Annotated in this window: 18 protein-coding genes and 1 pseudogene; 13 read left to right on the forward strand and 6 right to left on the reverse strand. The window is 61.1% G+C overall.

What is annotated here, in order from left to right; genetic code table 11:
- Nucleotides 1-255: 255 nt before the first annotated feature.
- The 13 genes and pseudogenes from ABDX79_RS03045 (at nt 256) to ABDX79_RS03105 (ending at nt 14,956) form a co-directional block, all read left to right on the forward strand.
- On the forward strand, nt 256-1,509 hold the full coding sequence (locus tag ABDX79_RS03045; RefSeq protein WP_346218767.1) for an aspartate kinase: 1,254 nt from the start codon (nt 256-258) through the stop codon (nt 1,507-1,509).
- 350 nt (nt 1,510-1,859) lie between these two features.
- Nucleotides 1,860-4,067, forward strand: a complete 2,208-nt coding sequence (gene ptsP, locus ABDX79_RS03050) for a phosphoenolpyruvate--protein phosphotransferase (RefSeq protein WP_346218768.1) — start codon at nt 1,860-1,862, stop codon at nt 4,065-4,067.
- Nucleotides 4,068-4,242: 175 nt separating this feature from the next.
- A complete protein-coding gene (gene prfA, locus ABDX79_RS03055) occupies nt 4,243-5,322 on the forward strand; it encodes a peptide chain release factor 1 (protein ID WP_346218769.1) in 1,080 nt (359 codons plus the stop codon).
- Nucleotides 5,315-6,181 (forward strand): peptide chain release factor N(5)-glutamine methyltransferase, encoded by an 867-nt coding sequence (prmC, locus tag ABDX79_RS03060; RefSeq protein WP_346218770.1) that lies wholly within the window; start codon nt 5,315-5,317, stop codon nt 6,179-6,181. Before prfA ends, prmC begins: the two co-directional genes overlap by 8 nt.
- Before the next feature lie 392 nt (nt 6,182-6,573).
- Nucleotides 6,574-6,729 (forward strand): annotated as a pseudogene (locus ABDX79_RS03065) (DUF4167 domain-containing protein); the annotation flags it as partial.
- Nucleotides 6,730-6,913: 184 nt separating this feature from the next.
- Nucleotides 6,914-7,150, forward strand: a complete 237-nt coding sequence (locus ABDX79_RS03070; RefSeq protein WP_346218899.1) for a hypothetical protein — start codon at nt 6,914-6,916, stop codon at nt 7,148-7,150.
- A gap of 65 nt (nt 7,151-7,215) precedes the next feature.
- Nucleotides 7,216-7,539, forward strand: a complete 324-nt coding sequence (locus ABDX79_RS03075) for a hypothetical protein (protein WP_346218900.1) — start codon at nt 7,216-7,218, stop codon at nt 7,537-7,539.
- 420 nt (nt 7,540-7,959) lie between these two features.
- Nucleotides 7,960-8,337: a hypothetical protein gene (locus ABDX79_RS03080; RefSeq protein WP_346218771.1), complete on the forward strand. Its 378-nt coding sequence runs from the start codon at nt 7,960-7,962 to the stop codon at nt 8,335-8,337.
- Nucleotides 8,338-8,544: 207 nt separating this feature from the next.
- Nucleotides 8,545-11,163 carry an ATP-dependent chaperone ClpB gene (gene clpB, locus ABDX79_RS03085; protein ID WP_346218895.1) on the forward strand — a complete coding sequence of 873 codons (2,619 nt, stop codon included), beginning with the start codon at nt 8,545-8,547 and terminating at the stop codon, nt 11,161-11,163.
- 142 nt (nt 11,164-11,305) lie between these two features.
- Nucleotides 11,306-12,142: an aldo/keto reductase gene (locus tag ABDX79_RS03090; RefSeq protein WP_346218772.1), complete on the forward strand. Its 837-nt coding sequence runs from the start codon at nt 11,306-11,308 to the stop codon at nt 12,140-12,142.
- 233 nt (nt 12,143-12,375) lie between these two features.
- The gene (gene rpsD, locus ABDX79_RS03095; RefSeq protein ID WP_346218773.1) at nt 12,376-12,993 is read left to right on the forward strand and encodes a 30S ribosomal protein S4; all 618 of its coding nucleotides are present in this window, start codon (nt 12,376-12,378) and stop codon (nt 12,991-12,993) included.
- 220 nt (nt 12,994-13,213) lie between these two features.
- The gene (gene ttcA, locus ABDX79_RS03100) at nt 13,214-14,095 is read left to right on the forward strand and encodes a tRNA 2-thiocytidine(32) synthetase TtcA (RefSeq protein ID WP_346218774.1); all 882 of its coding nucleotides are present in this window, start codon (nt 13,214-13,216) and stop codon (nt 14,093-14,095) included.
- 18 nt (nt 14,096-14,113) lie between these two features.
- Nucleotides 14,114-14,956: an inositol monophosphatase family protein gene (locus ABDX79_RS03105; protein ID WP_346218775.1), complete on the forward strand. Its 843-nt coding sequence runs from the start codon at nt 14,114-14,116 to the stop codon at nt 14,954-14,956.
- 222 nt (nt 14,957-15,178) lie between these two features.
- On the opposite strand, the gene ABDX79_RS03110 is transcribed toward ABDX79_RS03105, so the two are convergent.
- From ABDX79_RS03110 to ABDX79_RS03135, 6 genes are all read right to left on the reverse strand, one after another.
- Nucleotides 15,179-17,857 carry an MGH1-like glycoside hydrolase domain-containing protein gene (locus ABDX79_RS03110; RefSeq protein ID WP_346218776.1) on the reverse strand — a complete coding sequence of 893 codons (2,679 nt, stop codon included), beginning with the start codon at nt 17,855-17,857 and terminating at the stop codon, nt 15,179-15,181.
- Between the two features lie 77 nt (nt 17,858-17,934).
- Nucleotides 17,935-18,765: a VOC family protein gene (locus ABDX79_RS03115; protein ID WP_346218777.1), complete on the reverse strand. Its 831-nt coding sequence runs from the start codon at nt 18,763-18,765 to the stop codon at nt 17,935-17,937.
- Nucleotides 18,762-19,688, reverse strand: a complete 927-nt coding sequence (locus ABDX79_RS03120; RefSeq protein ID WP_346218778.1) for an SMP-30/gluconolactonase/LRE family protein — start codon at nt 19,686-19,688, stop codon at nt 18,762-18,764. The genes ABDX79_RS03115 and ABDX79_RS03120 overlap by 4 nt, the downstream gene beginning before the upstream one ends.
- Before the next feature lie 16 nt (nt 19,689-19,704).
- On the reverse strand, nt 19,705-20,154 hold the full coding sequence (locus tag ABDX79_RS03125) for a cupin domain-containing protein (RefSeq protein WP_346218779.1): 450 nt from the start codon (nt 20,152-20,154) through the stop codon (nt 19,705-19,707).
- Nucleotides 20,151-20,609, reverse strand: coding sequence for a DoxX family membrane protein (locus ABDX79_RS03130; protein WP_346218780.1), 459 nt, complete (start codon nt 20,607-20,609; stop codon nt 20,151-20,153). Before ABDX79_RS03130 ends, ABDX79_RS03125 begins: the two co-directional genes overlap by 4 nt.
- Nucleotides 20,610-20,834: 225 nt before the next feature.
- Nucleotides 20,835-21,800: a Gfo/Idh/MocA family protein gene (locus ABDX79_RS03135; RefSeq protein ID WP_346218781.1), complete on the reverse strand. Its 966-nt coding sequence runs from the start codon at nt 21,798-21,800 to the stop codon at nt 20,835-20,837.
- Between the last annotated feature and the right edge of the window lie 20 nt (nt 21,801-21,820).

Raw genomic sequence — 21,820 nt, forward strand, 5'->3', positions numbered from 1 at the left:
TTCATCGAATTTCGTCGGTTGCCGACGAAGTCAAGGCAATTCGCATCAGGATGCGCCGCGATGCCGCGCGAGGCGCCTGCGTGAAGGCAGCGTCACCGCACCGATCTGTTCATTCACCGTTGTCAAATCAAATGGCCTCGGTTAGGGAACTCGCGCTTTTCGGTGCGACAGCGCCGGGCAAATATCCATTCCGTAACCCGAAGGACTTCGCGGCGGACATCTCAAACGTCTGGCTGCCGCCCTGCTCATATTTCCATGGCCCGTCTCGTTCTGAAATTCGGCGGCACTTCGGTTGCCGACCTCGACCGCATCCGGAATGTGGCCCGGCACGTCAAACGTGAGGTCGATGCCGGCCACGAAGTCGCCGTCGTCGTGTCCGCAATGGCCGGCAAGACCAATGAACTCGTCGGCTGGTGCCGCGAGGCCAGCCAGCTGCACGACGCCCGGGAATACGACACCGTCGTTGCGAGCGGCGAACAGGTGACAGCCGGTCTCCTTGCCATCGTGCTTCAGGACATGGGCGTCAACGCGCGCTCCTGGCTCGGCTGGCAAATTCCGCTCAAGACCGATGCTGCCCACGGTGCCGCGCGCATCGGCGATATCGATGGCTCGGAGATCGTTCGCCGCTTTGCGGACAAGCAAGTCGCTGTCGTCGCGGGCTTTCAGGGCATAGCGCCGGACAACCGGATTGCGACGCTCGGCCGGGGTGGGTCGGATACGTCGGCCGTTGCCCTCGCGGCAGCGCTTGGTGCGGATCGCTGCGATATCTATACGGATGTCGACGGCGTCTATACCACCGACCCGCGCATTGCGCCCAAGGCGCGCCGCATGAACAAGATCGCGTTCGAAGAGATGCTGGAAATGGCGTCGCTCGGCGCAAAGGTCCTTCAGGTTCGCTCGGTCGAGCTTGCAATGGTCCACAAGGTCCGCACCTTCGTGCGGTCTTCATTCGATGACCCCGATGCCCCGGAGATGGGAGATTTCGACAATCCCCCGGGTACGCTGATTTGTGACGAGGATGAGATCGTGGAACAGGAAGTCGTCTCCGGCATCGCCTATTCGAAGGACGAGGCGCAGATATCGCTGCGGCGAGTCGCGGACCGTCCCGGCGTCGCGGCCGCGATCTTTGGCCCGCTCGCCGATGCCGGCGTCAACGTCGACATGATCGTTCAGAACATCTCGGAATCGGGCGAATCGACCGACATGACCTTCACGGTGCCGGCGGCCGATCTGTCGAAGGCGGTAGACGTCCTCGAAAAGACGAAGGCGGACAGCGGCTACGACGCGATCCAGAGCGAGGCCGGGCTGACCAAGGTCTCCGTCATCGGCATCGGCATGCGCAGCCATACCGGCGTCGCCGCGACGGCCTTCAAGGAACTGGCGAAGATCCCGGTGAACATCCGGGCAATCACCACCTCGGAGATCAAGATCTCCATCCTGATCGACAGCGACTTCACCGAACTGGCGGTGCGCCGCCTCCATTCGGTCTACGGCCTGGACAAGGTTTGACACCCTCGTCTCAAATCGGGACGTGCCCTCGAACGTTCAGCGAGTGGCACCGCTTCCGATGATCGGTTATTCAGAGAAGGTGACATACATCTTCAGATAGCTGGTGATGGTTTCGACTCGAGGCTTGAAGCGACAAGGCGGCCCCGCTAAACAAACGCTTAGCCGGTGCGTGGGGATCGCATCGAGGTCGCGGAACGGGGTTCCGTTGCATATTGAAACGATCGAAGGTCAGGTATCGGTGGTTTAGGTCGCTGACGCCTGATCAGCCTCTGCTTTGGAAACGGACGTTACGCGTGATCGGAAGCGACATATCAGGTCCGCGCGTACTGATGCGCAGCATAAGAGCACTCATGGCCGAGTCGCTCGATCGGCAGGCGCGCCTCGACAGGATCGTCGAGCTGATCGCGAGCAATATGGTCGCGGAGGTTTGCTCCCTTTACGTTCTGCGCTCCGATTCCGTTCTCGAACTCTACGCCACACAGGGTCTCAACCCCGGTTCGGTGCATCTGGCACAGCTTCGTCTTGGTGAGGGCCTCGTCGGAACGATTGCGGCGACCGCCCGGCCGCTCAATCTGAAGCAGGCCCAGCATCATCCGGCCTTTACCTATATTCCGGAGACCGGCGAGGAAATTTACCGCTCCTTTCTCGGTGTGCCGATCCTGCGCGCGGGGCGGACGCTCGGCGTCCTGACGGTTCAGAACACGACCGAACGCCTTTACAGGGAAGAAGAGTCCGAAGCGCTTGAAACCGTCGCGATGGTTGTCGCCGAGATGATTGCGGCCGGTGGGCTGGAAGGATTGTCTCGCCCTGGCGTGACCCTCGATTTATCGCGTCCGGTCAGCTTCAACGGCGATGCGCTGTCCGATGGAATCGGCATTGGACGTGTGGTGCTTCATGAGCCACGGGTCGTCGTCACCAATCTCTTCAATGAGCATGTCGAAGACGAGGTCGAGCGGCTGAACGACGCCCTTGCCGAGCTTCGCACGTCGATCGAGGACATGATCTCTCGGCGCGATATTCCTGGCGAGGGTGAGCATAAGGCCGTACTCGAAGCCTACCGCATGTTCGCTTACGATCGCGGCTGGGTACGGCGGCTCGAGGAAGCCGTGCGGAACGGTCTGACCGCCGAAGGCGCGGTCGAGAAGGTCCAGTCGGACATGCGCGCCCGGATGATGCACCTCTCCGACGCCTATATTCGTGAGCGGCTGCACGATTTCGATGATCTTGCGAATCGGCTCCTGCGCCAGTTGATCGGCCATTCGACCTCCGCGACGGACGAGATCGACGATGCGATCCTTGTTGCGCGGAATATGGGCGCCGCGCAGCTCCTCGATTACCGCCGCAATCGGATCAAGGCTCTGGTGCTGGAGGAGGGGGCCGCGACCAGCCATGTGGTGATCGTCGCCCGTGCGCTCGGCATTCCGGTCGTCGGTCAGGCGCCCGGCATCGTGTCCATGGCCGAAAATGGCGATGTCGCGATTGTCGACGCAGAGGATGGGTGCGTTCATCTGCGTCCGATGCAGGACGTGGTCGAAACCTATAACGACAGGATAGCGTTCCGGACCAAGCGCAGGGAACGCTACGCGGGCATGCGCGACCGCCCGGCAGTGACCCGCGACGGTGTGAAGATCAGTCTTCAGATGAATGCGGGGCTCCTCGTCGATCTTCCGCATCTCGAAGAAGCGGGTGCCGAGGGTATCGGGCTTTTTCGGACCGAGCTGCAATTCATGATCGCCTCGACGATGCCGCGCACCAACGATCAGCAACGGCTTTACGAGGCCGTGCTCGATACCGCGGCCGGCAAGCCCGTCACTTTCCGGACCCTTGATGTCGGCGGCGACAAGGTGCTGCCCTATCTCGCGAAGATTTCGGAGGAAAACCCGGCGCTCGGATATCGGGCCGTTCGTCTGTCCCTGGATAGACCCGGCCTTTTGCGCACGCAGCTTCGCGCGCTTCTCAAGGCCGCCGCCGGCCGTGAATTGCGCTTCATGGTTCCGATGATCGCGGATTGTTATGAGATTTTGGCCGTCCGCGAGATCGTCGATCGCGAACTCGCCCATCTTGACCGCTTCGGCTACGCGCGGCCGAGCTGCCTGAAATTCGGTGCGATGCTGGAAGTGCCGAGCCTCATCTTCCAGCTCGATCAGATCATGCCGCATCTGGACTTCGTGTCCATCGGATCGAACGACCTGTTCCAGTTCTTCTATGCCGTCGACCGGGGTAATCCAAGGGTTGCCAGCCGATTCTCGGATCTGGCGCCGGGATTCCTGCGTGCGTTGAAAACGATCGTCGATGCCGGCCACCGACACGGCGTGCAGGTCACGCTTTGCGGTGAGATGGCGGCAAGGCCCGTGGCCGCCCTTGCGCTTATCGCCCTCGGTTTCCGATCGATTTCCATGGCACCACCCTCGATCGGGCCCGTGAAGGCGATGATTCTCGAGCTTGATGTCGCAAAAGCAACTGAGCTCGTCGAAGAACAGCTTGCGAACCCGCAGTCGCCCACCGATCTTCGGGCGGTGCTGACGGAATTTGCGAAGGCCAACGGCGTTCCATTGTAGCCGCTCCATGAGTGGCCTTCGATGCCGGGGCCTTTTCCAGCGGCAAGTGACGCAGTAGGAACGCCCTCAAACAGTCTGGCTCCCAAACCGACCATGTCTGAGGCACCACAGAATGCCGCGGCTGACGACGCAGCCGATGTGCGGCAGGAAGTCTTATCGAAAGCCTATTCTCGCTATGGCCAATCTGCCGACAGCAGCACTGAATGAAATCCTCTCTCGCTTCGAGCGCCTCGAAATGGATATGGCCAAGGGGCCGGAGCACGAGGTCTATTCAAAGCTGGCTGCGGAATATGCCTCGCTCGAGGAAGTCGTGTTCGCGATCCGCGAGTTTCGGGCTCTGGAGTCCGAGCTGGAGGACGCGGAAGCCCTTCTCAACGATCCCGAAGCAGATCGGGAGATGCGCGGCCTAGCCGAAGACGAAATCGAGAATCTAAAGGAGAGGCGCGAAGTCCTGCGCGGCCGTATTCAGGTTTTGCTCCTCCCGAAGGATGCTGCCGATGCCAAGGGCGCGATTCTGGAAATTCGCGCAGGAACCGGTGGCTCAGAGGCGGGGCTCTTCGCCGGCGATCTATACCGCATGTACCAGCGCTATGCGGAATTGAACCGGTGGAAGGTCGAAATTCTTTCCGCGAGCGAGGGGGAAATCGGTGGCTTCAAGGAAGTGATCGCTGCAATCAAGGGGGTCGGTGTCTTCTCGCGCCTCAAGTTCGAATCCGGCGTTCACCGGGTGCAGCGGGTTCCGGAGACGGAGTCCGGCGGACGCATCCACACCTCGGCAGCGACGGTGGCGGTTCTGCCGGAGGCCGAGGATATCGATGTCGATGTGCGAACCGAAGATATCCGCATCGATACCATGCGAGCCTCGGGCGCCGGCGGTCAGCACGTCAATACGACGGACTCCGCCGTTCGCATCACGCATCTGCCAACCGGCATCGTCGTGACCTCGTCAGAAAAGTCCCAGCACCAGAACCGAGCCCAGGCAATGCAGGTGCTCAAAGCCAAGCTCTATGACATGGAGCGCCAGAAATACGACGACGAGCGCTCAGCTGCCCGCAAGAGCCAGGTTGGCTCGGGCGACCGGTCCGAACGCATTCGCACCTATAATTTTCCGCAAGGCCGGGTGACGGACCACCGGATCAATCTTACGCTCTACAAGCTCGACAAGGTGATCGAGGGCGAAATGGAGGAGCTGGTCGACGCACTCGTCTCCGACCATCAGGCGAAGCTGCTCGCTGCTGTCGGCGCAGATGACTGACCGGACCGCATCGCCAACGATCGGCGACGTGCTTCGATCAGCCGTTCGGCAATTGAACGTTGCCGGGATCGCCGACGCCGAACTGGACGCCCGCTTCCTGATGGCCGGCGCGCTCGATATCGAGACGTCGACCTTGCTTGCGCGGCGCGAGCGGGCGATCGAACCGCAGGCAAAAGCGAACTTTTCAGGCTTTATCGCACGAAGGCTGGCCGGCGAACCCGTCCATCGCATTCTCGGCCGCAGAGGTTTCTACGGGCGCGATTTCGAACTCTCCTCAGGCACGCTCGAACCGAGACCCGACACGGAAATCGTCGTCGAGATGGGAATTGCGTTTCTGAAATCCCGCAAGCGCACGGGTCCACTTCGCTTCCTCGATATCGGTACCGGATCAGGCGTCATCGCGCTGTCGATCCTGGCAGAGCTTCCTGTCACCACAGGGGTCGCAACGGATATCAGCGAGGATGCGCTCGCCACGGCAAGGCGCAATGCGGAAAGGCTTCAGGTGGGCGATCGCTTCGAAGCATTCTTGGCAGAATATACCGCCGGGATCGCTGGACCCCTTGATCTGGTGGTCTCAAACCCTCCATATGTTCCCACAAGGGACATCGAAGGCTTGTCGTCGGAAGTGCGGGATTACGACCCCCGGGCTGCCCTCGACGGCGGTCAGGATGGTTTGGATGCCTATCGGGCGATCGCATCCGAAACGCGCGGTATCCTTGCCGAAGGCGGATCGGTCATCCTCGAAATCGGTTACGATCAGCAAGACACTGTTAGTCGCATTTTCGAAGGACAGGGTTTTACTTTGTCCGAATGGAAAATGGACTACGGCGGCGTCGTTCGTGCTCTCCGCTTCATCTGATGGCAGGAGGAGTGAACGATTTCGATAATTTTGCACAATATGGTCGGTCCTGTTGCCGGAAATCCAAGAAATAGGGCTTGTAGGTCGCGAAATTCCCGATTACGGTCTTCAGGACAGCGAACATGATTGGCGAGGAATTTCCTCGGGGCCGCCGAAATCGGCGACCGGGGAGTGAGTAGGCGCTAAGAAACCGCGTTCCTCGAATGCCGAATTACCATTTGGACGATCGGCTATCGAAACCATCAGATTGTCTTATTCTGCGGCGCAAAAGGTTGCGGCCGCACGCTCGGGCAAGATGTGCCCCTCCCACGCTAGAAGGACGATGGCCGAACACAGATCGGTCTTCGAGTAAGAATAGGAAAAGCATGAGGCCAGGACAGCAGAAGAACCGGATGCGCGGTCGCGGACGTAAAGGACCAAACCCGCTTTCCAGGAGCTATGAGTCAAACGGTCCCGACGTTAAGATCCGCGGCAACGCGCAGCACATCGCGGACAAGTACGCTCAGCTCGCGCGCGACGCATCGGCTTCCGGCGATCGGGTCATGGCTGAAAACTATCTGCAGCATGCCGAACATTATTATCGGATTATTGCGCAGGCCCAGCCGCAGAACCAAGGTCAGCGCGACGACCGCGATCAGCGCGACGACGACGACGACGATCAGTTCTCGGGCAATGATCGGTTCGACCGGCGTGAATTCGGGACCAGCGATCGCTCCGATCAAAACTCGAGCAATGATGGTGACCGCCAGGAACGCGGCGACCGGCAGGATCGAGGAGATCGGCAGGATCGAGGAGATCGGCAGGAGCGACAGGATCGTCAGGGCAGGGGTGAACGCCGGGATCGCGATGGCGGAGATCGAAACGAGCGCCGCAATCGCGACAACCGCGATCGCAACGGACGCGACGATCGCCAGAAACGAGACCGTAATTCAGAGAACGAACCCGCCGGAACAGGCCCCCAGCCTGTGATCGCCGAGCATGTGGCATCCTCAGATGCCGAAACCCCGAATTCGCGAGACCATAGCGAGTCGGAGGTGCGTAGCCGCCGAGCGCGCGAGCGGAATGCGCAGCGCGAATTCGACGAAACAGAAAACACGCCGGATGTTGTCGCCAGCGATAGCGACGATCAGGCAGAACAGGCTGAAAAGCCGCGCAGGCGTGGTCGCCCGCGCAAGGTGAAGGCGGAAGAGGGCGAAACCTCCGAGACCACGGCCTCGAACGAGGAAGCCGAAAGCAAGCCGAAGCGTAAACCGGGCCGTCCGCGCAAGGTCAAGGCCGCCGACGATGAGGCTCAGGCGGAAAAGAAGTCGGAAGAGCAAAGCGAGCTGCCCGACTTCCTGCTGGCCTCGAACGGGTAATCGTTCGCTTTGATAGCGACGGGCTGGTGAGCCGGTCGCCGGACGTGAAATGCCCTTCCGGGCAAATCTTCCGTCCGGCGGCTGATGCCGTGCTCATCTCGAATTTTCTCAATTCAAAGCCGGATATGCAAAGCGCCGCGCGACGGCGCCGTCCGGCTGGATCCTTGTTTTCGTAGCCGAAAAATAAGTTGTTTCAGGATCCGGTTAGAATTCTTGACTTCCTTAAAGCCGTCGGTAGTTGATTGGCCATGTGAGCGGGGTCGGAGACTGCTGGGTTCTCCCGGCCGAACGGACGGTCTCGATGATGAGTGCATGGTGCCGAAGAGTTGTATGACTTTACGGATCATATCATTTTGTAAAACAAAGAGTTAGAGCGAAATAGCGATCTCGGCTTGTCGCATTTTGCTCTTGGAGGGTCGAATGACATCCCGCATTATTCTGGGCATTATCCTTGGCGGCATCCTTGGCTGCATCGCGACAGGCGCAGCCGTTGCTTTCCTCGCGGGGGGTGACTTTTCCGCATTCGTAACAAATCTCGGAAAATACGGGGTTTCCATCGCAATCGCCGTGGTGCTTCCGGTGTTTTTCGTGAGCATGTCCATGGGATGGGCCGTTCTCGTCGGTATCGTTTGGTGCGACGTGGTTGCTGCGGTTCTCACCAAATTCGTTTTTGGCGGTGCGGAAGCGCCTTGGAGCATGCTTCTCGGCTTCAACCTCGTTTACGCGGTGGTGGCCGTTCTTATCTTCGCGGCTCTGGCTGGCGATCCTCTCCAGGCGAAGCGTCAGGTCCGCGCCTGACCAGCCGTTCCAGCCTCTGAACCAGGATAGGCTCCGATGTGATCGGGGCCTTTTTTGTGCGTGGCCGATTGCGTCTCAAAGTCTTTTCCGGAAGCTGCGCGATATCCATATACGTCTCGGACGGCTTGCCTGATGGTCAGGGAGCCGTGCTCCACAACATCTTCGAACGATGCCGAATGCGGGTCGTCTCGATAATGGGAGATGATGATGAATATCGAGAAATACACAGAACGGGTTCGCGGCTTCATCCAGGCCGCACAGACGATGGCCGTGTCCCGCGACCATCAACAGTTCACTGCGGAACACCTGCTGAAGGTTCTGATCGACGACGAGCAGGGCATGGCGGCTGGCCTGATCGAAAAGGCTGGAGGGCGCCCCAACGACGTGCGTCTCGCTGTGGATACCGCGCTGAACGCAATGCCGAAGGTGACCGGCGGCGGACAGATGTATCTTGCCCAGCCCCTCGCCAAGGTGTTCGCGACCGCCGAGGAAATCGCCAAGAAGGCCGGCGACAGTTTCGTCTCGGTCGAACGGCTTCTGCTCGCCATGACCATCGAGAAGTCGGCGAAGACGGCGGACATCTTGCGGAAGGCCGGCGTCACGGCCAACGGGCTCAACGATGCGATCAACGAATTGCGCAAGGGCCGGACGGCCGACACCGCGTCGGCCGAGAGCGGCTACGATGCGTTGAAGAAGTATGCTCGCGATCTCACGGCCGTTGCCCGCGAAGGCAAGCTCGACCCGGTGATCGGCCGCGACGACGAGATTCGCCGCACGGTTCAGGTCCTGTCTCGCCGCACCAAGAACAATCCGGTGCTGATCGGTGAGCCCGGTGTCGGCAAGACGGCGATCGCGGAAGGCCTTGCCCTTCGCATCGTGAACGGCGACGTGCCCGAGTCTCTCCGAGACAAGCAGCTTCTGGCGCTCGATATGGGGGCGCTGATCGCTGGTGCGAAATATCGTGGCGAGTTCGAGGAGCGGCTGAAGGCCGTTCTTTCGGAAGTCGCGGCCTCCGCCGGTGGCGTCGTCCTTTTCATCGACGAGATGCACACGCTGGTGGGAGCCGGGAAGGCGGATGGAGCGATGGACGCCTCCAATCTCCTGAAGCCGGCTCTCGCACGCGGTGAGCTTCACTGCGTCGGTGCGACCACCCTCGATGAATATCGCAAGCATGTGGAAAAGGATGCTGCGCTCGCGCGGCGCTTCCAGCCGGTCTTCGTGTCTGAACCGACGGTGGAGGATACGATATCGATTCTGCGCGGCCTGAAGGAGAAGTACGAGCAGCACCATCAGGTGCGGATCTCGGATTCGGCTCTTGTTGCAGCGGCTCAGCTGTCGAACCGGTACATCACCGATCGTTTCCTGCCAGACAAGGCGATCGACCTCGTGGACGAAGGGGCCGCGCGTCTTCGCATGCAGGTCGATTCCAAGCCCGAAGCTCTCGACGAGATCGACCGGCGCATCATGCAGCTGAAGATCGAGCGGGAGGCTCTCCGCAAGGAGACCGACGATGCCTCGAAGGATCGGCTGGAGCGCCTCGATAGCGAGCTTGCGAACCTCGAAGAGGAATCCGACCGGCTGACCCAGAGCTGGCAGGCCGAAAAGTCGAAGCTCGGAAAAGCGGCCGACCTCAAGCGGCAGCTCGACGAGGCACGGAATGCGCTCGCCATCGCCCAGCGTGGCGGCGAGTTCCAGCGCGCCGGGGAGCTCGCTTATGGCGAAATCCCGAGGCTCGAAGCCGAACTGAAAGAGGCGGAGAGCGTCGACCAGTCGGCGAGTACCCCCATGGTCGAGGAAACAGTGACCGCCGATCACGTCGCGCAGGTCGTTTCCCGCTGGACGGGCATTCCGGTCGATCGGATGCTGGAAGGCGAACGGGACAAGCTGTTGCGGATGGAAGATGCGCTTGCCAAGCGCGTCGTCGGGCAAGGTGAAGCGGTTCAGGCCGTAAGCCGCGCTGTGCGACGGGCACGGGCCGGCCTACAGGACCCGAACCGGCCGATCGGCTCGTTCATCTTCCTTGGCCCCACCGGTGTCGGCAAGACGGAACTGACCAAGGCGCTGGCACGCTTCCTGTTCGACGACGAGGCCGCGATGGTTCGGCTCGACATGTCGGAGTTCATGGAAAAGCACTCCGTCGCTCGTCTGATCGGCGCCCCTCCGGGCTATGTCGGTTATGAGGAAGGCGGTGCGCTGACCGAGGCTGTGCGCCGGCGACCCTATCAGGTCATCCTGTTCGACGAGATCGAGAAAGCCCATCCCGACGTCTTCAACGTTCTTCTCCAGGTTCTGGACGACGGACGTCTGACGGACGGACAGGGCAGAACGGTCGACTTCCGCAACACCATGATCATCATGACGTCGAACCTCGGCGCAGAATTCCTGACGGCGCTCGGTGAAGACGAAAACGCGGAAGCTGCACGCGATCGCGTGATGGCGGTCGTTCAGGCGACGTTCCGGCCGGAGTTCCTCAACCGTGTCGATGAGACGATCCTGTTCCATCGTCTCCACCGCTCCGAGATGGGAGCGATCGTCGACATCCAGATGGAGCGTCTCGAAAAGCTTCTGGCCGAGCGCAAGATCAGGATCGAGCTCGATAGTGAGGGCCGCGAGTGGCTTGCCAGAAAGGGCTACGATCCTGCCTATGGTGCGCGTCCTCTCAAGCGCGTCATCCAGCGCGAGGTGCAGGATCCGCTCGCCGAGGAAATCCTTCTCGGCAAGGTGAAGGACGAGGACACGGTGAAGATCACCGCCGGCTCCGACCGGTTGATCTTCCACGTCGTGGGCTCGAAACGCGCCGCCGAGGGTGATCGGGTTGCAGCTTAACCGACGTGTTTCTATCGAGATCTAGTAGAGGCGGGCCGCTTTCGAGTGGCCCGCTTTGTCTGTTTGGGAGAGCTCTTTGCCATCGCACTCGCCTACGCCAGATGGCGCCGTGTTGAGAGCGAGAAAAGACCGGAGAATCAGGATGCGAACGACAGAACTCATTGCCGGAGAGCCCGTACCTACTATCGGTCAGGGCACCTGGCATATGGGCGATGATCCCCAGAAGCGGGAACGGGAAATCGCGACGCTTCGCACCGGTATCGATCTCGGGATGACGCTTATCGATACGGCGGAGATGTACGGTTCGGGCCGGTCGGAACGGCTTGTCGGCGAGGCAATCGCATCGGTCCGCGACGATGTTTTTCTCGTCTCGAAAGTGCTTCCCGGCAATGCCTCGCGATCGGGCACCATTGCCGCATGCGAGGCTTCGCTGAAACGGCTCGGCACGGACCGGATCGATCTGTATCTGCTCCACTGGCGCGGGGCGGTGCCGTTCGGTGAAACGGTGGACGCTTTCGAAGCGCTTCAGAGCCAGGGCAAAATCCGCCATTGGGGCGTCTCGAACCTCGACCGTGACGACATGGATGAGCTCCTGTCCGTTGGCGCGAATGCAAGACCTGCCGTCAATCAGCTCTGTTACAGCGTCGCGGAACGCGGCATCGAGTTCGCGTTTCTGGATTGGCTCCGCTCGAAGGACATCGGCATTATGGCCTACACGCCGTTCGGGATCGATGGCGCAAAGAGGCTCTCCGGTCCATTGGGCGCGATCGCACAGCGCCACGATGCGACACCGGCGCAGATCGCACTGGCCTATCTGATCCGGCACGATGGCGTGATGGCCATCCCAAAGGCGTCGACACAAGCGCATGTTCGGGACAATGCCGCAGCAGCAGAAATCGAACTATCCGATGAGGATCTGGTCGAAATCGATGCGTCCTTCCCTCCGCCGACGAGAGCCCAGCCGCTCGCAATCATCTGAGCGGTGGCGAGAAAGTGCGGAAAGGCTTGACGCTGCGGTTCGCAGGCACTATTCACCCAACCAGCTGTTCGGACAGGCGTTCGAGCGGCTTTTCAACGTGTCCCGTGGACTTTGAACGAGCAGCGCCTCGCCAAGTCCTGTCAGCCACCGAAAGGTAGGCAGAGGAGGGCGCGTTTCCTTGAAGGCCCGGCGCCTTGTGCGGCCGGGCATGTTTGTTTGTCGAAGGAAATGCGATGACAAAGCGTACATCCGCTAAGTACAAGATCGATCGCCGCATGGGCGAAAACATCTGGGGGCGCCCGAAGTCTCCGGTGAATCGCCGCCAGTACGGCCCCGGCCAGCATGGCCAGCGCCGCAAGGGCAAGATGAGCGATTTCGGCGTGCAGCTGCGCGCCAAGCAGAAGCTCAAGGGCTATTACGGCGACATCCGCGAGAAGCAGTTCCGCAAGATCTACGAGGAAGCCGCCCGCCGCAAGGGTGACACCTCGGAGCACCTGATTGGCCTGCTCGAGAGCCGCCTCGATGCGATCGTCTATCGCGCGAAGTTCGTGCCGACGGTTTTCGCAGCCCGCCAGTTCGTCAACCATGGCCATGTCAACGTCAACGGCGTTCGCACCAACATCCAGTCGTACCGCTGCAAGCCGGGCGACGTGATCGAGGTTCGCGAGAAGTCCAAGCAGCTGACATTGGTTCTGGAATCGGTCGGCCTCGCCGAGCGCGACGTGCCGGACTACATCGAAGTCGATCACAACAAGATGGTTGCGACCTTCCAGCGCGTTCCTGGTCTGCACGACGTGCCGTACCCGGTTCAGATGGAACCGAACCTCGTCGTCGAGTTCTATTCGCGCTGATTGATTTCGATCTTCGCCGCAATTTCCAGAAAGCCGTCCGAAAGGGCGGCTTTTTTGTTTCCGGGCCATATGGCGCGGGGGCGGGGCGTCCTTCCCCTCGTGGGCAGTTTGCCGGACATGACGATTTATCACGTTTCGGATTGCCGTCTGGATATCGTGGTTTCTTCGCCGACTCCGATCCGCTAAACCGACCTTTATCGAGCGAAGAGAGTTAAGCCATATGCGCGACGACGCCATTATCGACGAAGCGAGCGGGACGCTCGAAACCGATGAATCGGGAGATGCCGGCTTTCATCCTCTCTTTGCGAACGCGCCCTCGTCCACATCCTTCAAGAAACTTCGTAAGCGTCTCATCCGGGAAGTTCGCGAGACCATATCCGCGAATGCCATGGCGAGACCGGGCGCGCGCTGGCTGGTGGCCGTTTCGGGGGGCAAGGATTCCTATGGGCTTCTGGCTCTGCTACTCGACCTCAAATGGCGCGGGCTTCTGCCGGTCGATCTCCTCGCCTGCAACCTCGATCAGGGACAGCCAAATTTTCCCAAGCATATCCTGCCGGACTGGCTGACGAAACACGAGATCGCGCACCGGATTGAATACCGGGACACCTATTCGATCGTCACCGACAAGCTGCCGGACAACGCGACCTATTGCTCCCTGTGCTCCCGGTTGAGGCGCGGGCATCTTTACCGGATCGCTCGGGAGGAGGGATGCGAGGCGTTGGTTCTCGGCCATCACCGCGACGATTGCCTGGAGACGTTCTTCCTCAACCTCTTCCATGGCGGCAAGCTCTCGGCGATGCCGGCCAAGCTGTTGAACGACGAGGGTGATCTTCTCGTCCTCAGGCCACTGATCAATTCCGCGGAGGAGGATCTTGCCCGTTTCGCCGAAGCGATGGCTTTTCCAATCATCCCCTGTGATCTATGTGGCAGCCAGGACGGTCTGCAGCGGAACGTGACGAAAGCGATGCTGAACGATCTGGAAGCCCGGTTTCCAGGACGCAAGGCGGTGATGATGCGGGCCCTCGCAAATGCTAAGCCCAGCCATCTTCTTGACGCGTCACTTTTCGATTTTGCCGGGCTGGATCCATCAAAGACCGCATAAGACATGGAGTGACTGGACGTGGCTGAAAATCCGATCGATCTCGATAGCTTGACCGACATCTTGAAGCGGGCGGGCGTGGAAAAGGTCATGCCGTATTTCCGTAATCTCGGCGAGGAGAATGTTCGCGAGAAAAGTTCCGCGATCGATCTGGTGACCGATGCCGATGTCGAGACCGAGGACTTCATCCGCAAGGAAATCGAGACCATCGCGCCGCACGCCTTGTTCGTGGGCGAGGAGTCTGTGTCGAAAGATGCCAGCACGCTAAAGAAGCTTGCCGACGCCGATGTCGCGGTCATCGTCGATCCGATCGATGGGACGGCGAACTTCGCAGCGGGCTTGCCGCTGTTTTCCATCATGGCTGCCGTCGCGGTGAACGGCGAGGTCGTCTGCTCTGCAATCCACGATCCGGTCAGCGGCGACACCATCCGCGCCGAGAAGGGTTCGGGTGCCTTCTGGCATTTCAAGAATGGCGATCAGCGCAGGGTCAAGGTGGCCTGGCCGGTGCCGCTCGATGAAGCGATCGGAATCATCTCCGCGACCCATTTCGAGCCGAAGCAGCGCACGCACCTCTTTCGCAGCCTCGATCAGGTGAAAGTCGTTGCGAACTATCGCAATGCCGGTCACGAATACCGGATGCTCGCAACGGGCGGCTCGCACTTCAACCTCTATTCGAACATCATGCCCTGGGACCATGCGCCCGGCACGCTCATTACATCCGAGGCCGGCGGTTACGTGGCGTTCTCCGACGGCGAGCCGTACAAGGTTTCGCGCCAAAACGGCGTCCTCGTCAGCGCCTGCAGCGAGCGAACATTCCGATCTGTTACATCGAAGCTTCTGGGTGTCGTGCGACACGCCCACTGAACGGAAAGCTCGCAGCCTCTCAGTCTCGAATCCCCCTGACCGCTCGTTGGAACGCCAGTTTCGATACGTCGCACGGGAGCATCGTCCCCGTGTGACGCTCACGATTCAAGGGCAGCGCCCGCGGCGTAGAGCGCGGAGGCCGTGAGTCACCGTCGCCACCATTCTCACGACGCCGATCGGCTGGGTAGGCAATTTTACCCTTACAGCGCTTTGTTCAGGACCTTACAGCGCTTTGTTCAGGAGCAGGGCGACGAGGGCCGTCCAGCCGGTTTGGTGGGAGGCACCGAGGCCCTGGCCGGTGTCGCCATGGAAATACTCGTTGAAGACAATGAGTTCGGTGCCGTCCGCCGTCCTCGGAGCTGGGCCGCCGAGGGCAGGGCGATCGCCATTTGCATCTTTCAGGAAAAGCGCGGTGAGGCGGCGTGAGAGTTCGTCCGCGACCTCCGAGAGCGTCGCCATCTCGCCGGAGCCGGTCGGGCATTCGACGGTCAATCCCTCGCCGTAGAAGCGATCGAATTCGGCGAGCGCCTCGACGATCATCACGTTGAGCGGCATCCAGACTGGGCCGCGCCAGTTGGAATTGCCACCAAAAATGCCCGAGGTCGAGGTGCCGGGCTCGTAGTCGACACTTGCTTGAATGCCGTCGCAATCCAGGGTGAAGGGCGCCTTGGCATGAGCCTTGGAGAGCGAGCGTACGCCGTAGGGCGATAGGAACTCCGTCTCGTCCAGCATCCGTGTCAGGATTGCGCGCATGCGGTGAGCGCGAAGGAGCGAGAGCAGGAGACGCTCTTCCTGGCCCCGGTCCTGATAGTGGGAAACCTGATCGGTGAGGTCGGGTCGATGGCGAAGCATCCAGTCGAGCCGGCGGGCGAAATCCGGGTGGCGTTCAGCGAGCCCCGGATCGAGCACCTCGACGGCGCAGAGCGGTATAAGGCCAACGAGCGAGCGTACGCGCAAGCGCTTCTCGGTTCCGTCAAACAGAACGAGAGCGTCGTAGAAGAAGCCGTCGGCTTCATCCCAGAGCCCGTCTTCGTTCCTGCCGCCCGAAGCCTCGCCATCCCCATCCTTGCATCCGACATTCGCCATGGCGGAGGCAATCACCAGGAAATGCTCGAAGAACTTGGTCGCGAGGTCCTCATAGACCGGATTGCGTGTCGCAAGCTCCAGCGCCATCCGCATGAGATTGAGGGCATACATGGCCATCCAGGCCGTGCCGTCCGACTGTTCCAGCGTTCCGCCGCCGGGGATCGGGGCTGAACGGTCGAAGACGCCGATATTGTCGAGGCCCAGAAAGCCGCCCTGAAAGAGATTGCGCCCGCGCGAATCCTTTCGGTTCACCCACCAGGTGAAGTTGATCGTCAGCTTGTGAAAGAGGCGTTCGAGGAAGTCGTGATCGGCTTTTCCTGTCGCCGCCTTATCCATTCTGAAGACCCGGAGGGCGGCAAAGGCTTGGATCGGCGGATTGGCATCGCCGAACTTCCACTCATAGGCCGGGATCTGGCCGCTTGGATGCATGTACCATTCGCGCGTGAGAAGCAGCAGTTGCTCCTTGGCGAATGTCGGATCGACAAGCGCCACGGCCAAAGCATGAAAGGCGAGATCCCAGGATGCGTACCAGGGATATTCCCAGGTGTCCGGCATCAGGATCACTTCGGTATTGTCGAGGTTGGTCCAGTCCGCATTGCGGCCATGGAGGCGTTCTTGCGGCGGCTCCGGCTGGGCCGGGTCGCCGTCGAGCCAGCGTTTCACATTGTAGCGGTAGGTCTGTTTCGACCAGAGGAGGCCGGCAAGCGCCCGGCGCTGGACGAGCCGGGCATCCTCCGCCTGCATGTCCTGCTGCAGGGCTGCGTAGAAGCTGTCGGCCTCACCTTGGCGCATGGCCGCGATTTTGTCGAAGCCCAGAACGTCGATCGGTTCGGCCGTCGGCGGCGCGAAGCGATAGCGCAGGGTGATGCTGGCGCCGGGCTCGATCTCGTGAACCGAGAGCGCCGCGCATTTCGTTCCCGATGAAGGCAGCGCGGAGGCGCCACCACCGACGATACGATCGTTAATCGCGTCCTTGAAAGCGCCCTCCACCTGCTCGCCATAGAGGCGGCGGACATTGGTCTCGTTCTCGCAAAAGAGCCATGTGGCCGGCTGCAGCGCTTCGAGGCGCATTTCGGGGACGTTTGGGTGAACGGCACTGACCGCTTCAGCCGATGCCGGGCTAATTTGCGGTTTCGGTATGCCTTCGCGCCAGCTCCAGATATTGCGCGCGACGAGCTGGGGCAGGACGTGGATCGACCTCACCTCCGGCCCGCGATTGACGACGGTCAGCCGCATCAGGATTTCGTCCGGCGTGCCCTTGGCGTAGTCCACCGTGACGTCGAAGAAGCGGTTCTCAGAGAGGATACACGTGTCTTCCAGCTCGTATTCCGGCTGATCCTTGCCTTTGCGCCGGGCGTTCTCCGCGATCAGATCCGCATAAGGAAAGGGCCCTTGCGGATAGCGGTAGAGCATGCGCTGCCAGGAATGGCTGGGCACGGCATCGAGATGCCACCACAGCTCTTTCACGTCCTCGCCGTGATTGCCCTCCGCATTGGCGAGGCCGAACAGGCGCTCCTTCAGGATTGGATCGGCGCCGTTCCATAAACCCAATGACAGGCACCAGCGCTGGCCTTCGTCCGAGAAGCCGGCAATGCCGTCCTCGCCCCACCGGTAGGCGCGCGAGCGAGCCTGATCATGGGGCAGATAGGACCACGCATCGCCGTCGGCGCTGTAGTCCTCGCGCACCGTGCCCCATTGGCGCTCGGAAAGATAAGGCCCCCAGCGCCGCCAGCCGTCTTCCGACGCCCGCGCAACGCGTTTGCCCTCGAGCGTGTCGAAGATCGGCGAATGTGGGCGCTCGGACGTCTCACTCATCATTTCTTCCTGTCCATGAAGTCGCCGAGAGTCCATGCCGTCGCTGGACGTAACTCAAAGCGCATCGGTGATGGCAATCACTTGCCTCCTGAGGCGAGCATCGAAAGCCGATGTCCGTCCGGGTCTCGAAGCTTTTCGCCCGAGCGGCCGATACCGGCGAGGAGCAGCGTCGTCGCAAGGGGCGAGCCGTCCGCGACCTCAGTCTGGATGACCCCGGGCCCTTGGTAGCCGAGAAGCTCCAGATGAGGCGCCGTGTCGCCGGGGGGTGTCAGGGTCACCACATCGCAGACGGCAAAGGCCCCGAGCCCGTCCATACGACCCTGTTCGGGGCCCGCATTGCGCTGCCGCCCGGCGAGGCTGAAACCAAGGTCCTCATAGAAGGCGATCGAGCGATCGACATCGGCCACGGTGATGGCGCTGTGGTCGATGCCAAGGCAGGGGTGGGTCTGAACCGCATCGCGCCATCGCTGTGGGATCGCGTTCGGCGAAAATTGCAGAAATTCCAGCGGATGGCCGTCGGGATCGCGGAACTTGAAGGCGGTCGCTCCGCCGGAAGCCTGCGGCAGGCGCTCAGGCCCCGCCGAGGAGACTGCCGTCCAGCCGCCAACCGCGGCCAGCCTCTCCATCGCCTCGTTCATCCGCGAAACGATGATCGCGCAGTGCTGAAAGGTCGAAGCGTTGGAGGGGGCTTCCTCGCCGGGCTCTTCGGCCGGGCGGAGATCTTCAGTCTCGGCCGTCGTGGGAACGAGATGGAGGCGCTGTGCCCCCAGGCCGATCACCATTTCGTCCGCCATATCCGGCTTTGCCGCCTCTACGGGGAGGCAGCCGAAAGCGTCCTGGTAAAATTGGGCGCTGCGGGCGACATCCCGGCAAACCAGCCTGATGGCCGCAATGCGCAGATCGCTCATGGCCAGCGCGCTCCTCGCCGATCGAGGAAGACCGCATAGAGCGCGTGGCTGACGCCGATGAACAGGCGGTTGAGATGGGGCGCGCCGCCGAAGCAAAGATTGGAGACGGTGGCGGGCAAACGGATCTTGCCGAGGCATTCGCCCTCAGGCGAAATGCAATGCACCCCGTCTCCGGCGCTCGACCAGATATTACCGTCCTCGTCGATCGCCATGCCGTCCGTATAGCCGGGCGAGACCTTGAAGAAGTCGCGCGTGGGGCCGAGCGACGCGCCGTCCGGCGCAACGTCGCAGACCCTCAACACCTGCACCGGATCGGGCCCGGTCTGGTCGCCGGTCTCGGCGATATAGAGCTTGGTCTCGTCGGGCGAGAAGGCGAGGCCGTTGGGGCCATCGAAAGCATCGGTGACGCAGGTGAGGGCGCGCGTTTCGGGATCGAGCCGGTACACCGCTGGTGTTATCTCGGAGGTCTGACGGGTGCCCTCATAGTCGTTGGAGATGCCGTAGACCGGGTCGGTGAACCAGATCGTGCCATCACTCTTCACCACCACATCGTTCGGGGAGTTGAGGCGCTTGCCCTCGAAGCGGTCGGCGAGGATCGTCACCCTGCCGTCATGCTCGACACGGCCGATGGCGCGGTCGCGGTTGGAACAGAAGATCACGCGGCCTTCGCGGTCGCGGGCTTGGCCATTGGCGTTGCCCGACGGCGTGCGCCAGACATTGAGGCCGGCGGCCTCACTCCAGGCCATGGTGCGATCGCGCGGCAGGTCCTGGAAGAGGAGGGTGTTCCAGTCGCCCATCCAGACGAGGCCCTCGATCCAGCGAAAGCCTTCGGCGAGCTTCTCGATCGGTGCGTTGCCGAGCACATAGCGGGCAAAGCGGGGATCGAGAGCCTCGAAGCCGGTTGTGTCGGATCCGTCGTCCATGGGAAGTCTCGTCTGTTCAGGCAAATCGGCAGGGGGTCTTCTTGTCGCGTGCCGTGTCGAACTGGATCACCATCAACACCGCCGGCTCGTCGCCGATGGTGCCGGACTTGTGGCCCTTTTTCCCGTCGGTTTCGCGTGTGTCCTGATCCTCGCCGAAAGAAATCTCCCCGGGACCCATTTCGATGCGCTTGCCGTCCATGGACTCCACGAACCAACGCCCCGAAAGCGGCACGATCCACTGGGGCGCGGGGTTCTCGTGCCAGGTGCCTTCCCAATGGGGCGGCTGCACGGTGACCATCACGGTCATCCCGTCATGATGCTTCTTGCTTTGCCATTGGGGCGCCGCCGGCGGCTGCATGGATTTTTTTTCGAACTCGGTCATGTAGCATCGCACCTGCCGGCTCACGCCGGTCTCGTCGGTGTAGAGATGCCAATAGGGAACGGTTGGCTTGTCGTCGTCGCTCATGGCTTTGTTCCGATCGTATAGGGCTGGGTGGAGGAGAGGGGATTGGCGAAGAAGTCGTCCACCGTGCCGGCGCTCGTTCCAAAGGTAATGAGAAGGAAACCGCCAGCGACCGCGAAATTCTTCAGGAAATCCCAGAACATTTCGCGTCCCTCGGAGGCCCCGATCAGGCGGAAGTCAGACGTCCGCCAGAACTGCTTGAAGAGGATCGCCGTCGCCGCGCAGTATCCGGCAAGAATGAAGGCTGCGAGACGATCGGCAATGCCGGTGAGAACGCCCAGCGACATCACCACCTCGACGAAAATGCCGGTGAGGATCAGCGCGCGTGCCAGCATCGGGCTCGAGAACGCTTGCCCTGCCTGACCGGTGGCAGCCTTGAAATTGGCGATCTTGTCGAAGGCGCTGAAGGGGAAGAACAGAAGGACGAGGGAAAGCCGCGTCAGGAAAGTGATCAGCATTTCCAAAGTCATCGAACGTCAAACACCTCGTCTCGCTTGAAACCAAAAGCCGGCGGCCTGCGGGACGTTCCGGCCTTACGCGAATTTCAGATTCGCCATGTCTTGCACGCACCAATCTTCATAGAGCGAGTGAATAACGCTGACCAGTTTCCGCAATAAGGGCGTGTCACTCCCTGCAACCCATTCCTGCAAAACCGAAAACTCAGAAAACCGAAACACCCCCAATCAATCAAAGTGATCGGATTCCTTTACGGGCGACACCTGAGCCAGAATGCGCACGGTCTCGACCGCCTCGTCTGCTCCGGTTTCCGGCGTCGTACGGTCCTTGACGCAATCTATGAAGTGCAACAGCTCATTGGTGAGAGGAAGACCGGCTTCGTAGTCGATGTGTTCGACAGGCGCATTGGCGAAGTCGAAGCCTTTCGTGCTTGGCCAGACCTTGTGGCCGTAAAAGCCGAGCTTTTCGTTCTCGGGCGCGAGGTCGTCGAACACCAGCATGCCTTCCGTGCCGATCGCGACGAAACGCCGATCGCGATAGGGTGACACTCGCGAAACATGGACATCCGCGGTCACACCATTCTTGAAGGTGAAGGACATATCACCGATATCGGCCTCGTCGCTGAGCACCGTTCTCCGCTTGCAGCGGATCGTATCGGGATGGTCGCCGGCGAGATGCAGGATCAGCGACAGATCATGGGGAGCCAGATCCCAGATCGCATCCATGCCGAGAAACCGTCCAAGGCCGAGCCGGTTGGCGATGAGATGCCTTACCGTACCGATCTTGCCCGACGAGACGAGTTCGCTGAGACGTCGGAAGACCGGATGAAAACGCAGGACATGGCCGACCATGAGAAGGCGTCCGTGCTCCTCGGCAGTTTTCGCCGTCAGCTTGGCATCCTCGTAATCGAGCGCGATCGGCTTTTCGATGAGCACGTCCTTTCCGGCCGCGAAGGCTCGCCGCGCGGTCGGTCCGTGGAGGCGCGCAGGGAGTGCCAGCACCAGCGCTTCGATCTCGTCGCTTTCGATCGCTTCATCCAGGCTCAGTGCCCGAACGTTGTGCTTTTCGGCAAAGCCGGCTGCACGGCTTGCATCCTGATCGGCAACACCGCCGAGGCATCGAAGCTCGGCGAGCGTGCGAACATGGTTCTGGCCCCACTGGCCACAACCGACGACGGCGATGTTCGGTGCCATTTCGGCTCCTTTGAAGACGT

This window comes from Fulvimarina fulva (assembly GCF_039652615.1).
GTDB lineage: Bacteria > Pseudomonadota > Alphaproteobacteria > Rhizobiales > Rhizobiaceae > Fulvimarina.